The 13,938-nt window shown below is 67.6% G+C and carries 13 protein-coding genes; 10 read left to right on the top strand and 3 right to left on the bottom strand.

Going from position 1 to position 13,938, the window contains the following annotated elements; all coding sequences use genetic code 11:
- Nucleotides 1-73 precede the first annotated feature (73 nt).
- Nucleotides 74-2,380: a hypothetical protein gene (locus ACFXKN_RS32165; protein ID WP_378940786.1), complete on the bottom strand. Its 2,307-nt coding sequence runs from the start codon at nt 2,378-2,380 to the stop codon at nt 74-76.
- 191 nt (nt 2,381-2,571) lie between these two features.
- On the opposite strand from ACFXKN_RS32165, the gene ACFXKN_RS32160 reads away from it, so the two are divergent.
- The 8 genes from ACFXKN_RS32160 to ACFXKN_RS32125 all read left to right on the top strand — a co-directional run bounded on the left by ACFXKN_RS32160 (nt 2,572) and on the right by ACFXKN_RS32125 (nt 10,869).
- Entirely contained in the window at nt 2,572-3,015 is a 444-nt protein-coding gene (locus ACFXKN_RS32160; protein ID WP_378940785.1) for a GyrI-like domain-containing protein, read from the top strand.
- Nucleotides 3,012-3,452 (top strand): AraC family transcriptional regulator, encoded by a 441-nt coding sequence (locus tag ACFXKN_RS32155; protein WP_378940784.1) that lies wholly within the window; start codon nt 3,012-3,014, stop codon nt 3,450-3,452. Before ACFXKN_RS32160 ends, ACFXKN_RS32155 begins: the two co-directional genes overlap by 4 nt.
- 205 nt (nt 3,453-3,657) lie before the next feature.
- Nucleotides 3,658-4,374, top strand: coding sequence for a hypothetical protein (locus tag ACFXKN_RS32150; protein ID WP_379434617.1), 717 nt, complete (start codon nt 3,658-3,660; stop codon nt 4,372-4,374).
- Entirely contained in the window at nt 4,371-6,503 is a 2,133-nt protein-coding gene (locus ACFXKN_RS32145; protein WP_378940780.1) for an Rv1355c family protein, read from the top strand. The genes ACFXKN_RS32150 and ACFXKN_RS32145 overlap by 4 nt, the downstream gene beginning before the upstream one ends.
- 74 nt (nt 6,504-6,577) lie before the next feature.
- Nucleotides 6,578-8,395 (top strand): putative bifunctional diguanylate cyclase/phosphodiesterase, encoded by a 1,818-nt coding sequence (locus ACFXKN_RS32140; protein ID WP_379434620.1) that lies wholly within the window; start codon nt 6,578-6,580, stop codon nt 8,393-8,395.
- 9 nt (nt 8,396-8,404) lie between these two features.
- A complete protein-coding gene (locus ACFXKN_RS32135) occupies nt 8,405-9,397 on the top strand; it encodes a GAF domain-containing protein (RefSeq protein WP_378940778.1) in 993 nt (330 codons plus the stop codon).
- A 159-nt stretch (nt 9,398-9,556) separates the two neighbouring features.
- Nucleotides 9,557-10,684: a glycosyltransferase gene (locus ACFXKN_RS32130; RefSeq protein ID WP_378940776.1), complete on the top strand. Its 1,128-nt coding sequence runs from the start codon at nt 9,557-9,559 to the stop codon at nt 10,682-10,684.
- 44 nt (nt 10,685-10,728) lie between these two features.
- Entirely contained in the window at nt 10,729-10,869 is a 141-nt protein-coding gene (locus ACFXKN_RS32125) for a hypothetical protein (RefSeq protein WP_378940774.1), read from the top strand.
- Here the strand turns inward: ACFXKN_RS32125 and ACFXKN_RS32120 are convergent.
- Together ACFXKN_RS32120 and soxR are read right to left on the bottom strand one after the other, a co-directional pair.
- The gene (locus ACFXKN_RS32120; protein ID WP_378940772.1) at nt 10,866-11,618 is read right to left on the bottom strand and encodes an isocitrate lyase/phosphoenolpyruvate mutase family protein; all 753 of its coding nucleotides are present in this window, start codon (nt 11,616-11,618) and stop codon (nt 10,866-10,868) included. The genes ACFXKN_RS32125 and ACFXKN_RS32120 overlap by 4 nt on opposite strands.
- A gap of 33 nt (nt 11,619-11,651) precedes the next feature.
- Nucleotides 11,652-12,137, bottom strand: coding sequence for a redox-sensitive transcriptional activator SoxR (gene soxR, locus ACFXKN_RS32115; protein ID WP_378913453.1), 486 nt, complete (start codon nt 12,135-12,137; stop codon nt 11,652-11,654).
- Nucleotides 12,138-12,300: 163 nt separating this feature from the next.
- Here soxR and arcA point away from each other — a divergent pair, with 163 nt between their 5' ends.
- Together arcA and ACFXKN_RS32105 are read left to right on the top strand one after the other, a co-directional pair.
- Complete coding sequence (gene arcA, locus ACFXKN_RS32110) at nt 12,301-13,542, top strand: arginine deiminase (protein WP_378940769.1); 1,242 nt, start codon at nt 12,301-12,303, stop codon at nt 13,540-13,542.
- Nucleotides 13,539-13,907, top strand: coding sequence for a GntR family transcriptional regulator (locus ACFXKN_RS32105; protein WP_378940767.1), 369 nt, complete (start codon nt 13,539-13,541; stop codon nt 13,905-13,907). Before arcA ends, ACFXKN_RS32105 begins: the two co-directional genes overlap by 4 nt.
- Nucleotides 13,908-13,938: the final 31 nt, after the last annotated feature.

Below are 13,938 nucleotides of genomic sequence, written 5' to 3'. Positions count from 1 at the left end.
GCCTGCGGCTCAGCGCTTTCGAGCGCTGACCGGCGACCCGGCCGCGGACCGGCCACTTCGTGGCCGTCCCTCCCTAAGGGTCGGGAGTGCGGTGGGTGGGTTGGGTGGGTTGTTGAAGACGGGGATTGGCTGGGGTGTGCTGTGTGGTCGGGAGTGTGGGGGATGAGTTGGGTGGGGTGTGTAATGCGGGGACTAGCTGGGGTTTTGGGGTGTTGCTCGGGGTTTGGGGGAGGGGGTTGTTGGGTGGGTTGTTCTGGCGGGAGCGGCGGAACCACCACTGCAGCAACGCGATGCCGATCAGGGCCAGTAGGGCGGTGGTGAGGCTGATGGACAGGCCGGGTGGGCGCCAGGTGACTGTGAGGGTCGCGTTGTGGGTGCCGGGCGGAATGTCCACCGCGACAAAGGTTCCCGCGACTGCACGGATGGGGATTTCGCTGTTGCCGAGGGTGGCTGTGTAGCCGGGCCAGGCCAGGCGGGACAACACGACCCGGCCGCCGGTGCCGGACGAGACGGTGGCGCGGTTGGTGAGGCCTGCCTCGGGCATGACGGTGGCGTGGACGCCGGATTCGTGGGCGATCAGGTCGCCGGGGGAGGGCAGCGGGTTGACTCGTTCCAGCACCCAGATCTGGTGTTCGTGGCCGGGGTGGTGGACGAATCGCCAACCGGCGGGGGCAGGTTGGGTGCCCGCGTTGGGATACTGACTGCGTTGCAGGACAACGCGATCCAAACGCATCAAGTCGACGATCGTTCTGTCGGTAGACGGTTCGACAGCGAAGACGCGCTTGTACGCGTCGGGGCAGGTGCCGCCGTCCCACGCCATACACAGCAACCCGGCGAAGGCCGCGTGCCCGACGGGCGTATACCCGTTCACGTAGTGCAGGCCGAGGTTCTTGGCATAGCTGCCCAGCGCGATGGAGCCGTAAGTGCCTGCGAGAGTTCGCTCTTCGTCGCGCACCATGATCCGGTCGGCCAATTGCAGTGTGCGCCCGCCGAAATCGGGGAACGCGTCCCTCATCTCCGAGCGCCGTTCAGGGAATCCATAGGACATCGGGGTCTCCGGCGCCGACGCTACCTGGACGAACGCGATCGGGAACGTCGCGACAATCGTCAGCACCGCCGCGGCGGCGATCCCGCGAGTGCGCGCCAGCCACACCACCCCGGCCCCGAGCCCGACCACCACGAATACCGCGATCGCATGCCGTTCGACGAGTTTCGGTGCGGCGGAGAACGATCGGATGAACAGCAACGCGATCAGCACACCCGCCGCCGCGTACCGCCGCCGCGACGAAGCGAAATCCCCGTAGCGACTGATCAGCACACACACCAGCACCAGCAGTGCGATCGCGAGCATCGGCAACACCCGCGCGGGCCACCGCAGTGGACCGATCGCGCCCGGACCGGCCGTCCACATCAGGGTCGCCACCGCGAACAACGCGATCCCGCTCCACGAAGCGGCGGCGCGCGCGGCGGCCTTCCAGTCGATGAACGCGAGCGCCGGAATCACGAACCACGCGATATAGACCATCGGTAGTGGCTGCACATGCCCCCACCACGCGGTGAACGCGGGCACGGTGCTCGGCAGGCTCGCATTGAGCGATTCCGACCACGGCACGGTCAGGAAGGGGTCGTTGTGGATGGTGGAGACGTCACCGCGCCAGGTGGCCTGCGAGGACAGCAGGATCGGCAGGTTCGCGATCATCGACGCGAGCACCGCGAGCGCGGCGGCGCCGAGCATCCGCAGCACCGGCGCCCACCTGCGCTGATACAGGTACTCACCCGCGGCCACGGCGGCGATCATCAACCCGGATTCGACGGCGGGAAAGGCATATTGGATGGTCAGCGCCAGATACAGGAACACGAACATCGGGATCGGCCCGGTGCGCCCGCGCGCGTAGAGCACGGCCGAGGCCCACGCGTGCACCAGCCAGGCGGTGCCGGTCTGCGAGGTGAACCAGCTGGCCTCGTCGAAGAACAGGAACCAGCCGCTGAACGGAAACGCCACGCCGGCGACCGCGGCCCATGGCGCGCGGGCACCGTAGGCCAGGCAGATGCGAAACACGCCGAGCGCGGCGATCGCGGAGAACACGAACTTCACGGCGGTCGCGTACAGCGCGAGATTGTCGAACGAGGGCGCCAGCAGGTACACCAGCAACTGCGCGGGGTTGTAGAGCCCGGCCTCCTCGAGGCTGTAGTTGCCCGCCATCCATTCCCACGGCACCATCGCCGGGAATCGGCCCGCCCGCAATTCGGTCCCGAGCAACTGCCACATCGGCACGTATTGCGCCTCGGTGTCGTCGGTATAGAAGTGTCGCGAATCCCCCAGTAGCACAGCGAGATACCCGACCAGCACCGCGGCGATGACGATACCGGCCCAACGCACGACTTGTTTTCGCGGTTCGAGCGCCGCGCGTACCCACACGAGCGCGGGAGCTTAGGGCATAGAGATGAATCGAACAATAGCGCCCGGTCTCCACGCCGTAGTGGTGGACGTTTGTCCAGCTCAGATATGGTTAGGGTGGGTGTTTGATAGCATGACGCAACCCGAGCAGGACCCTTCGAGAGAGTCATCAATTGCAGTTCGAAATCGTGGAACGGGACGAGACCTGGGTGGCCGGGCTTCCGGTCCGCAGTCCCAAACGCGCGCTCGGTGAGCTGCGCGACCGTGACCTCGAAGCGGCGTGGTCGGCAGTCTTGCATCAGGATCTGGGCGGGCCACTGGCCAGCGCCTACACCGACTACACCGGCGAGCTGAGCACCTACAACACCCAGATCGTGGGTTATCAGTGCGATTCGCTCGATCAGGTCACTCGTGGACATCTAGCGGCTCGGCTGCCGCGCGGCAGCTACGCGCGCTTCTCCTCGGTCGGTAACTTCCCGCGGGTGATGACGGATCTGTGGACCCAGATCGCCTACGCCGAAGAGCACAATCAGATCAAGCGCACCTTTACCGGCGATTTCGAGTGCTACCCGCACGCCTACAAGATCGACCTGTACCTGGCGGTCGATCCGCGATGACCTATTCGATCGTGGTCCGTGGCGCGGCGTTGTACGGCGGCCTGGCGGTGCCACGGGTGCACCCGAGCTTCAAGGTGAGCAACAGCGACCTGATCGAGTTTCTCAAGGACCGGCTGCGCGACCGGCCCGGCACCGGTGAACCGCTGCACACGATCTACGTGCCCGACCCGGCGGGCAACTGGAACGCGTTGGTCGCGCGTGAATTCGCGAATCCGGCCGACGTGCCGGTCGGCGATCTCATGCTGCGTGTGCCCAAGGGCATCTACGCCCGGTTCGCGCCCAACGGCGACTATCACGACCCGGTGGAAGACGTATGGGCCCAGGTCGACGACGCGACGGCATCGGCCGAGATCTCCCGCGCCTACCGCGAGGAGATCGAAGTGTGGCACGGCCCCGACACGGTGGAACTGTTCGTGTCGATCACTGTAGATAGCTGAAAGTTAGCCGAATTCGAACCGATCGGTCTTGACTCGGTCACCTTTCGTGCATTCACCCACTCTGAGCTGGGGTTATTTCAACTGGCTCAGGAGGTTACCGGAAAATTAGCCACTCGTATGGTGCATTCCTGCTGAATGACGGATACTGCGTAGGAAAACTTTGGCTGGTCGGACAAAGCCGACGCGGGTGTAGGTACGGAGTTGTATGAGGGTGTCGGCTCACACCGGCTCGGATCACCGGGTGGTTGGCGCGAATGCGGGCGGGTTGCGGTACCTCGACAGCGTGTCCGGATGTCATGTCCGCGTCTGTTCGCCCGAGGAAGATCCGGCACTGTGGAATCAGTACCTCGAGGGTGCGCTGAATGGTTACCGGCACTACGGAGTTCAGGACGCGCTCGATATCGAGTCCCTCGCCGACGGCCGTTCGACGACTGCGTTCCTCGTCGCGATCGACCCCGACGGCTCGGTGGTGGCCGGCGTGCGCGCGCACGGGCCACACGCGACCGCCGATGACATCCCCGGGTTCCACCCATGGATCGGCACTCCCGGCGAGGCCGCGTTGCGTTCGTCCGTCGAAGCCAAGGTGCCGAGCGGAGTCGCCGAATCCAAGGGTGGCTGGTCGACCCGGTCGGTCCCGCGCAGACCGGAACTCGGCGCGCTGGTCGCCCGCGGCGTCGTGCACGTCACCTGGCTGCTCAACGTGCGGTACGGCTTCGGCGTGAGCCCCCTGCACCAGCTCGAGTCCTATCGATCGAGCGGCGCGCGACCCGATCCCGGCATACCCGCCGTGTCCTACCCGGACGAGCGGTACACCACCGTGCCGGTGTGGTGGGATCTGTCCGATCTCTCGGCGGCGACGCAGGCGCAGCGCGAGCTGATCGCCGCCGAACGCGCGCAACTGCTCGAAGCGCGACGCCCATGATCCGAGATCTCGCTCCCGCCGACATCTTTCGTCCGTCGGTGCTCGATGCCGGTGTCCCCGCCGACGCGGCTGAGCTGGCCCGGCTGCGGGAACAACCGGGCCTCTCGGTGATCGACCTGCGTCCTGCGATGCGATCGGAGCTGGCCCGGCTCAAAGCCGCACCCGATGCGGATCCGGCCGATGATCGCTGGGTGTACTACCCGTGGCGGTCGTCGCTGGTGGCCATTGTCGGTGCCACCGCGTTCCGCGCGATCAGGCAGGACCGCAACCGGAACAAGCTGACCATCGCCGAGCAGCGACAGCTTCGTGGGCAGTCGGTCGGCATCATCGGGCAGAGCGCGGGGCACGAGATCGCCTACGTCGTCGCGCTGGAGGGCGGCTGCGGGCAGCTGCGGATCGCCGACTTCGACACCGTCGAACTGTCGAATCTGAATCGGATTCCCGGTGGTCTGTTCGATATCGGGCTCAACAAATGTGTCGTCACCGGTCGGCGGATCGCCGAACTCGATCCGTACCTGCCCGTCGAGATCTTCCCGGCCGGTGTCGACGAGTCCTCGATGGACGAATTCCTGACCGGTCTCTCGGTGGTTGTCGAGGTCTGCGATTCCCTCGATGTGAAGCTCACCGCGCGCGAGGTGGCACGGCGGCACCGGATCCCGGTGCTGATGGAGACCAACGACCGAGGTCTGTTCGACGTGGAGCGATTCGATCTCGAGCCCGATCGGCCGCCGTTCCACGGCCTGCTCGGCGATACGACGAGAACTGACCTGCGCGGATTGTCGAACAGGGACAAGGCCCCGCACGTGATGCGGATCCTCGATCCCGATCAGCTCTCGGCCCGGCTCGCCGCCAGCCTCACCGAAATCGACGAGTCGGTCACCACCTGGCCTCAGCTCGGCAGCGATGTCGGGCTCGGCGCGGCCATCATCGCCACCGCGGTGCGCCGGATCGGTCTGGACCAGGCGCTGCCGTCCGGTCGAATTCGCGTCGATCTGGAGCGCGAGCTCAACGCACTCGGCGAGCCCGCTCGAGGTGACCGGATATTCACGGCCGACGCCGCGCCGCTGGTCGAGCTCGACGAGCCGCACACCCCGATCGCCCGCATTCTGCACGGCATCGAACGCGCGCCGTCGGGCGGCAACGCGCAGCCGTGGGCGGTGCGCTCGGACGGCTCCGCCGTGCACCTCGCCGTCGACCAGGCACGCACTTCCGGGATGGATATCGGATTCCGTGGCAGTGCGGTGGCTCTCGGCGCCGCCCTCTACAACGCCCGCGTCGCTGCCGCAGCTCAAGGTTTGCTGGGGACGCACGAGATCGTGCTCGGCGGTGCGGCTCCGGTGTCGGCCGTCCTGCATCTCGGTGCGCGCGCCGACCCGGAATTGGCCGCCGATTACGCGGGGATGCTCGCCCGCGCCACCAACCGGCACCTCGGCGACGGCAGCCCACTCGGGCCGGAAGTGCTTGACACACTGGCTGCTTCGGCGGCGACAGAAGGTGCGCTGGTGCGCGGGGTCGTCGATCGCGCCGAGCTGAGCGAGGCCGCGGAACTGCTTGCCGAATCCGACCGTGTCCGCTACCTGACGCCCCGCTTGCACGCGGAGATGTTCGGCGAATTGCGCTGGCCCGCTGATGATTTGCGTACCGGACTCGATCTGCGAACCATGGAACTGGCCGCCGACGAGCACGCCAAACTGCATATCGGCGGGCGCGCCGACGTGATGGCCTACCTGCGGGATTGGTCCGGCGGTGCGGCGCTCGGTGACTACGCGCGCCAGCGGATTTCGTCCAGTTCCGCGCTGATCGCGGTCACCTGCCCCGTCGGGACAGACGCCGATCTGACCGATTATGTGCGCGGCGGTTCTGCCGTCGAGCGTGTGTGGATTGCCGCGCAGAAGCTGGGCCTCGCGGTCCAGCCGATGTCGCCGGTTTTCCTCTACGTCCGGGACGACAACGATTTGCGCAACGTATCGGCAGGATTCACAGATACACTGGCCTCGATCCACAAACGGTTCTCCGCACTGATGGGAATTCCCGGGCACGAGACGGTCACGGCAGTATTACGACTGAGCTATGCGCCCGCGCCGACAGTGTGGAGCGCCAGGCTCCCGGTACTCGGTTCAGGGAACTGACAGATAGCACGATCGGAGAAACGGTGCCTCGGCGAAACCTCGACTCGTTGGTGACGCAGGTCGCCTCGGAGTTGATGGGTGTCGACGCCACGACCATGGTCGTGGCCAGCGAACGCGTCCTGGCGAGCCTGGTGGACTACTTCGACGTGGACATCGCCTTCCTGCGGCACACGATTCACGAGCTACGCCAGACGGTGCTGATCGCCGAGTGGCCGCGCCGACCGTACGTGCCCGACCCCGACCCGTTACGGGTCATCGAGTTCGCCAAGGCGGATTCTTTGTTCCTGGCCAGCGAGCACGCCGTCGAACCGATTCTCGTCAGCCGCGGCGACGAATACCCCGACTACCAGGAGATGATCCGGCAGACCACCGGCATGCCATCGATGGTGACCGCGTGCGTCCCCTTGGTCTCGCGCGGGGTGTCCACCGGCGCGCTCGGCTTCGTCCGGCGCGGGGATCGTGCGTGGACCACCCGTGAGGTCAATGTGCTCAAGGCGATCGCCGCCCTGTTCGCGCAGTTGCAGGCCCGGGTCGAAGCCGAGGACCGACTGCGCTACATCGCCTCGCACGACGATCTCACCGGCCTGGCCAATCGGCGCGCACTGCTCGAGCACATGGAGGAACGGCTCGCGCCGGGCAACGATGGCCCGGTCGCGACCTTCTTCCTCGATCTCGACCGGCTCAAAGCGCTCAACGACTTCCTCGGCCACAACGCGGGCGACAATTTCATCCGCACGCTCGCGGCCAGGTTGCGCGAGAACTTCGGTCCCGAGGACATGATCGCGCGCCTCGGGGGCGACGAGTTCGTCATCGTGCCGGCCAAGACGATGGACGCGGTGGCCGCCGAATTGGAAGCGAACAGGATCCAAGAGCTGGTCGGGCGCCGGGTCTCGGTCGGGCAGGAGTCGGTGAGCAGTGGGGTGAGCGTCGGTGTCGCGCTCGGTGTGCCCGGCGAGACGACGGTGTCGGACGTGCTGCGCCGTGCCGACCACGCGTTGCTCTCGGCGAAATCCGGTGGCGGCAACGGCATCGCGGTGTTCACCGACGCCATGCGGGTCCAGTTCGAACTACAGGACGACGTCGAGGTCAACCTGCGCAGCGCGGTGTCCGACGGGTCGATGGTGCTGCACTATCAGCCCGAGGTCGATTTGCGGACCGGGCGGATCGTGGCATTGGAAGCGCTGGTGCGCTGGCAGCATCCGACCCGTGGGCTGTTGCCGCCTGGCGCGTTCGTCGCCGTCGCCGAGGCCACCAACCTGGCCGGCGAGCTCGGGCGGTGGGTAATCCGTTCGGCCTGTTCGCAATTCGCCGATTGGCGCCGCCGTGGGCTGGCCGCCAATGTGGTGATCCGGATCAATGTGTCGCCGGTCCAGCTGGTGAGCGCCGACTTCGTCGAGCGCATCGAGGACATACTTCGCCTGTACGGCATCGATGGCAGCTCGGTCTGCCTGGAAATCACCGAACACGTCGTCGTGCAAGATCTGGTGCGAACCAGGCTCACCCTGCGCGGCCTCAAACAGATGGGCGTACAGATCGCCATCGACGATTTCGGTACCGGCTACAGCTCGCTCTCGCATCTCAAGGCGCTGCCCGTCGACGCCGTGAAGATCGACCGAGGTTTCGTGCAGCGGCTCGGTGACAGCGACGACGACCTGGCGATCGTGAAGTCGATCATCGGGCTGGCCGGGTCGTTCGGCCTCGGCGTGGTCGGTGAGGGTGTCGAGACGCCGATGGCGGCCAGAACGCTGGTCGGCCTCGGCTGCTACCGCGCGCAGGGGTTCCTGATCGCCCGGCCGATGCCGGGCGGTGAGGTCGAGGCGCACCTGCGTGAGGGCCGTATCCCGCTCGACCTCGACCTGCCGCGTGCGGGCCGAGGCGTGGCGTCGAACTGAATCGCGGCGATGCCGTCCGACGAGTGGCTGCTGGTGGAGACCCTCACCTCCGGTAGCGAACCCACGGTGGTCGCCGCGGGGGCGCACCCGAGGCACTGGTCCGGGCTCGGCTCGCTGCGTCGCGTTCTCGGCCCGTCCCGCGCGCGGATCGCGGCGGAGGCGGTGCGGCATTGTCGCGCGGGCGGGGGACCGCGGCGAGTGGTCGAGGCGGACACGGTGGTCGTGACCGAGCCGGTGCCGTGCGCCTTCGGCGGCGTCCACGGGGTGCGGCTGTGGGCCGGGGCCGTCGATGCCCCGATCCCGCCACCGCGGCGGGTCGCCGCGTGGGACTGGGAGGCCGACACCGAACTCGCCCATCACGGGCCGGGCCTGGAGGAACTCGTCTTCGCCAGGGACCCCGAGCGGGTGCGGGTGATTCGCACCCCGCCCGAAGCGTTCGGCCGGATGGCCCGCTTCGACGGGCGTATCGACTATTTCGCGATGGTCGCGCGAATCGACGACGGTGGACAGTGGCAGGGCGAGGTCGACATGGCCGGTGACGACGACGAGGTCCGCCACTTCCAGATGATCGCTAAGGCGGTGCCGGAACACCGCCGGATCAGCGCGCTGATGCACGCGATTCCCGAGCTCGACACGGCACAGCCCGCCGCCGATCCCGACGCGGCCATGCTGCGCGCGGTCTCGCAACGCAGCGGCGTCGGCGTCGGCATCATCGAGCTGACCAGCGCGCTCATCTACGAGTGGGCAGGTCCGCCGCCCCCGCCGCTGGATCGCTGGCTGGTGGAGCGGCCCGCCATCGACCCCGGTGATCTGGCCGCGCTGCGGGCCGCGTGTCACGACCTGGCCCGTACTCCCGGCAGCACCCGGCGGCTGGCGCTGCGGGTGCGGTTCGCGCAGGGGGAGTGGATCGCGGCGCAGGCCGAGTTGGTCGCCGTGAGTGCGTCGGCATCCGGGCACGGGTTGCTGCGGGTCTGGTCGGTCGACGAAGGCCGATCCGCCTGAGCCCGGCCGCTCTGGTCGTCGCCGAATCGGGTCGGATCGTGCGCGGGTGACCGCGCGGCACCGGGTGTCCGCGCCCATGAGGCGCATCTTTCGACGCTGTTCACCCGCCGTTCTTCGGGCAGGACCCGTAGGTAACCCGCGCGGCGCGACGATCGGCGTGTGCGCATCGTGCAGCTAGCCAATTTCTATGGCCCGCGATCGGGTGGGTTGCGCACTGCCCTGCACCACCTCGGTGAGGGATATGCGACGGCCGGGCACGAAGTGGTGCTGATCGTGCCGGGGTCGCGTCGTTCGGAAGAGGTGCTGCCCACGGGCGCGCTGCGAATTACGTTGCCCGCAGTGGGAATTCCGTGGACCGGTGGTTATCGGGCGGCTGATCCGCGGCGGGTGGCCGATGTGCTGTCCGGGCTGTCGCCGGATGTGCTCGAGGTCTCCGACCGGCTCACGCTGCGCGGTTTCGGCCGGTGGGCGGGGCGTCGCGGGGTGGCGAGCGTGATGATCTCGCACGAGCGCCTCGACCGGCTGCTCGGCCAGTTCCTGCCCGGACCCGCCGCGCGCCGCTGCGCCGATGTCGCCAACCGCCGCACGGCCGCCGATTACGACATGGTCGTGTGCACCACCGATTTCGCGCGCGAGGAGTTCCTGCGGATCGGTGCGCCGAACGTGGAACTGGTGCCGCTCGGCGTCGACCTCGACCTGTTCAGTCCACGCCGCCGTGACCTCGGCCTGCGCGCCGATCTCGGTGTCGACGGGCATCCGATGCTGGTGCATTGCGGTCGGCTGTCGGTGGAGAAGCGTGTCGACCGCAGCATCGAAGCGGTCGGTGCCCTGCACCGGGCCGGGGTACCCGCCCGACTGGTCATCGCCGGCGACGGTCCCCGCCGTGAGTCACTCGAACGCCGGGCCCGCACGCTCGCCGCCCTGCCCGGTGGTGCACCGGCGGTCCACTTCACCGGCTTCATCAACGACCGCGCCATGGTAGCGAAACTCCTTGCCACCGCTGATGTTTCACTGGCGCCAGGCCCCCACGAAACCTTCGGCCTTGCCGCCCTGGAGGCATTGGCCGCTGGCACCCCGGTAGTGGCCAGCCGCTCCTCCGCCCTGGCCGACATCGTCACCGCCGAATGCGGAGCCATTTCCGCCGACCGCCCCCGAGCCTTCGCGCGAGCGGTCACCGACGTCCTGGCCATGCCCACCTCCGGCCGCCGCAAGGCCGCCCGCTCCCGCGCCGAGCAGTTCGGCTGGCCGCGCGCGGTCGCGGGGATGCTGGCGGTACTGGGGCGCTGAACGTTTCTGAGCAGCCGCGCAGGCCGACATGCCCCTGGCTGGCGGTGTCACCAGCGACGACCATTGTGGCCAAGGCCGCCGCGCAGGAAGCGCGACTACTGCGCGCTCGAGGCCGATCCGAGCGGCCGACCCGCGAACGCGTGCTCGGCATCGACCTCGAAGCACAGGGTGCCGCTCGAGTCTAATTCCAGGCAGTCAGCAGATCGGTCGCTGCGGCGCTCAGAGCGGCCTGGAGGTAGGGGCCGAAGCTGATGCGGGCAACTCCGAGGTCGGCGAAGTGGTCCTTGGCCGGGGTGCCCGGCTGGCCGATCGCGTTGACCGGCAACGGCAGGTCGGTGGTGAGTCGGCGCAGGTCAGCGTCGGCGTGCCTGCCGACGGGGTAGAGAACGTCGGCGCCGGCTTCGGCGGCCAGGGTCAGCCGGGCGATCGCGCGGTCGAGGCGGTCGGCCTCTTCGCCGTCTTGGCGCAGGAACAGGTCGGTGCGGGCGTTGACCACGACATGCACGCCCGCCGCGTCGGCGGCTTCGCGCAGACCGCGGACCAGGTCGGCGTGTTCGGCGGGCGAACGCAGGCGCTTGCCCTCGCTGTGGACCGTGTCCTCGATATTGAGGCCGACGGCGCCCGCCGCGAGCAGGCCGTCGATGAGCTGGAGCGGTTCGAGGCCGTAGCCGGATTCGATGTCGACCGAGACCGGGAGCTCGACCGAGCCGGTGACCTGGGCGACGCGGGCGAGCAGTTCATCGAAGCTCATGCCCTCGCCGTCGGCGCGGCCGATCGAGTCGGCGACCGGATGGCTGCCCATGGTCAAGCCCGAAAAACCGGCAGCCACAGCGACATTCGCCGACCACGCGTCCCAGACGGTCGGCAACACCACCGGATTTCCCGGACTGTGCAGTTCGAGCAGAGTCTTCGCCTTGGCATCCAGAGAGGTCATACCCGCGATGATGCCCGAGGCATCCGGCTACGGCTATACGCAGCCGGATTTCGGCGGGCAGTTCACCTGTACATCGAGCACGCGCGCGCCGGGACCCTCCGCGCCGAGCCGGTCGTGCTCGTTGACGAGTTTGCACGAGCCGAGCGAGAGGCAACCACAGCCGATGCAGCCGGTCAGGTTGTCGCGCAGGCGCACGAGCTGGGTGATGCGGTCGTCGAGATCCTCACGCCAGGTCGTCGACAGGTTCTCCCAGTCACGGCGCGTGGGGGTGCGACCTTCGGGGAGTCGATCCAAGGCCGACCGGATCTCACTGAGTGGGATGCCGACACGTTGCGAGATGCGGATGAAGGCGACCCGGCGCAAGGTTTCGCGAGAATATCGACGTTGATTGCCGCTGGTTCGACGGCTCGATATGAGACCTTCGCGTTCGTAGAAGTGCAACGCGGACACTGCAACTCCACTACGATCTGAAAGCTGCCCGGGGGTCAGCTCCTTCGTTTGCCAATCGGCCGTCGTCATCTATAGCTCCTCCCACTACCACCTAAACAATACTTTAGGTATTCGTGTCGTGTACGAAAATGGGCGGACCGGTTCGACAGGTCTCCGACATCTACGCGCCACGCATCCCGGCGACTGCGGGTCGGAGCGTGCCGACCTGGCGTTCTCGCATTACATTTTGCAGATGGGAACTGCCCCCGATTCGCGTCTGACCGTCACCTCCGAGGTCGGTCAGCTACGGACGGTGCTGCTGCACCGCCCCGGCGCAGAACTACGCCGCCTCACCCCGAGCAACAATGACCAACTGCTCTTCGACGGCATCCCCTGGGTCGAACGCGCGCAAGCCGAACACGACGCCTTCGCCGCCGTACTGCGCGACCGCGGTGTGGAAGTGCTGTTACTGGCAGATCTGCTGACCGAAACCCTCAGCGCCAGTGGGGCAGCCAGGATCCAGGGCATCTCAGCGGCGGTCGACGCCCGCAGACTCGGCCACGGCCTGGCCGACCAGCTCGCCGCCGAACTGCGCAAATTCGACGCGGGCGAGCTCGCCGACATCCTGATGGCCGGGATGACCTTCGACGAGCTGCCGTTCGGCCCCGACGCCGCCTCGCTGGTCCGGCGGATGCACCACGGCGGCGACTTCGTCGTCGACCCGCTGCCGAATCTGCTGTTCACCCGCGATTCCTCGTTCTGGGTCGGCCCGAAGGTGGCGATCACCTCGCTGGCACTGCCCGCCCGCAGTCGCGAGACCTCCATCACCGACCTCGTCTACGCGTTCCATCCGCGCTTCCTCGGCGTGCGCCGGGCCTACGAATCGCATACCGCGCCGATCGAGGGCGGCGATGTGCTGCTGCTCGCCAAAGGTGTTGTCGCCGTTGGCGTCGGCGAGCGGACCACACCCGCGGGTGCGGAAGCGTTGGCGCGCAGCCTGTTCGACGACGATCTCGCGCACACCGTATTGGTGGTGCCGATCGCGCAGAACCGGGCCACCATGCATCTGGACACCGTCTGCACCATGGTCGACACCGATGCGGTGGTGATGTATCCGGGCGTGCGGAAATCGCTGGAGGCGTTCACGATCCGCCGCGAAGACGGCTTCACCAGTCGCGGTGACCTCGAACGCATCAGCATCACCGGACCCGAACCCTTCCTGCCCGCCGCGGCCAAGGCGATGGGCATCGCGAAGCTGCGCGTGATCGACACCGGCCGCGAGGGACCCGACGCCGAACGTGAACAGTGGGACGACGGCAACAACACCCTCGCCCTCGAACCCGGCGTGGTCGTGGCCTACGAACGCAACGAGATGACCAACTCGCGCCTGATCGAGGCCGGTATCGAAGTAGTCACCATCAGCGGCTCGGAGCTGGGCTCCGGCCGTGGCGGCCCCCGCTGTATGTCCTGCCCGCTGTCCCGAGACGAGGTGTGAGCACCGTGTTCCACGTCGAGCTGTCCACCGATTCCGCCCAGCCGCCCTATGAGCAGCTGCGCATGGCCGTGATCGAACAGGTCCGCGCGGGCACGCTCACCGCGGGCACCAAGATCCCCACAGTCCGCGCGCTGGCCGTCGACCTCGGCATCGCCCCCAACACCGTCGCCCGCGCCTACCGCGAGCTGGAAGCCGACGGCGTCCTCGAAACCCGTGGCCGCCAAGGCTCTTTCATCGCCTCCTCCGGCGACCCCACCCGCGACATCGCCAGCCGCGCCGCCGTCGACTACGTCACAACCATCCGACGACTCGGCCTCGCCGACGCTGACGCCATAGACCTGGTCAACAGAGTCCTGAACACCTGAACAACGCGAGAACATGGGTAACTCACCGGGT

Source organism: Nocardia sp. NPDC059195 (genome assembly GCF_042754695.1).
Lineage (GTDB): Bacteria > Actinomycetota > Actinomycetes > Mycobacteriales > Mycobacteriaceae > Nocardia.
Note: the sequence above shows the minus strand (reverse complement) of the source record. Positions and strands in the feature narration are given on the sequence as shown.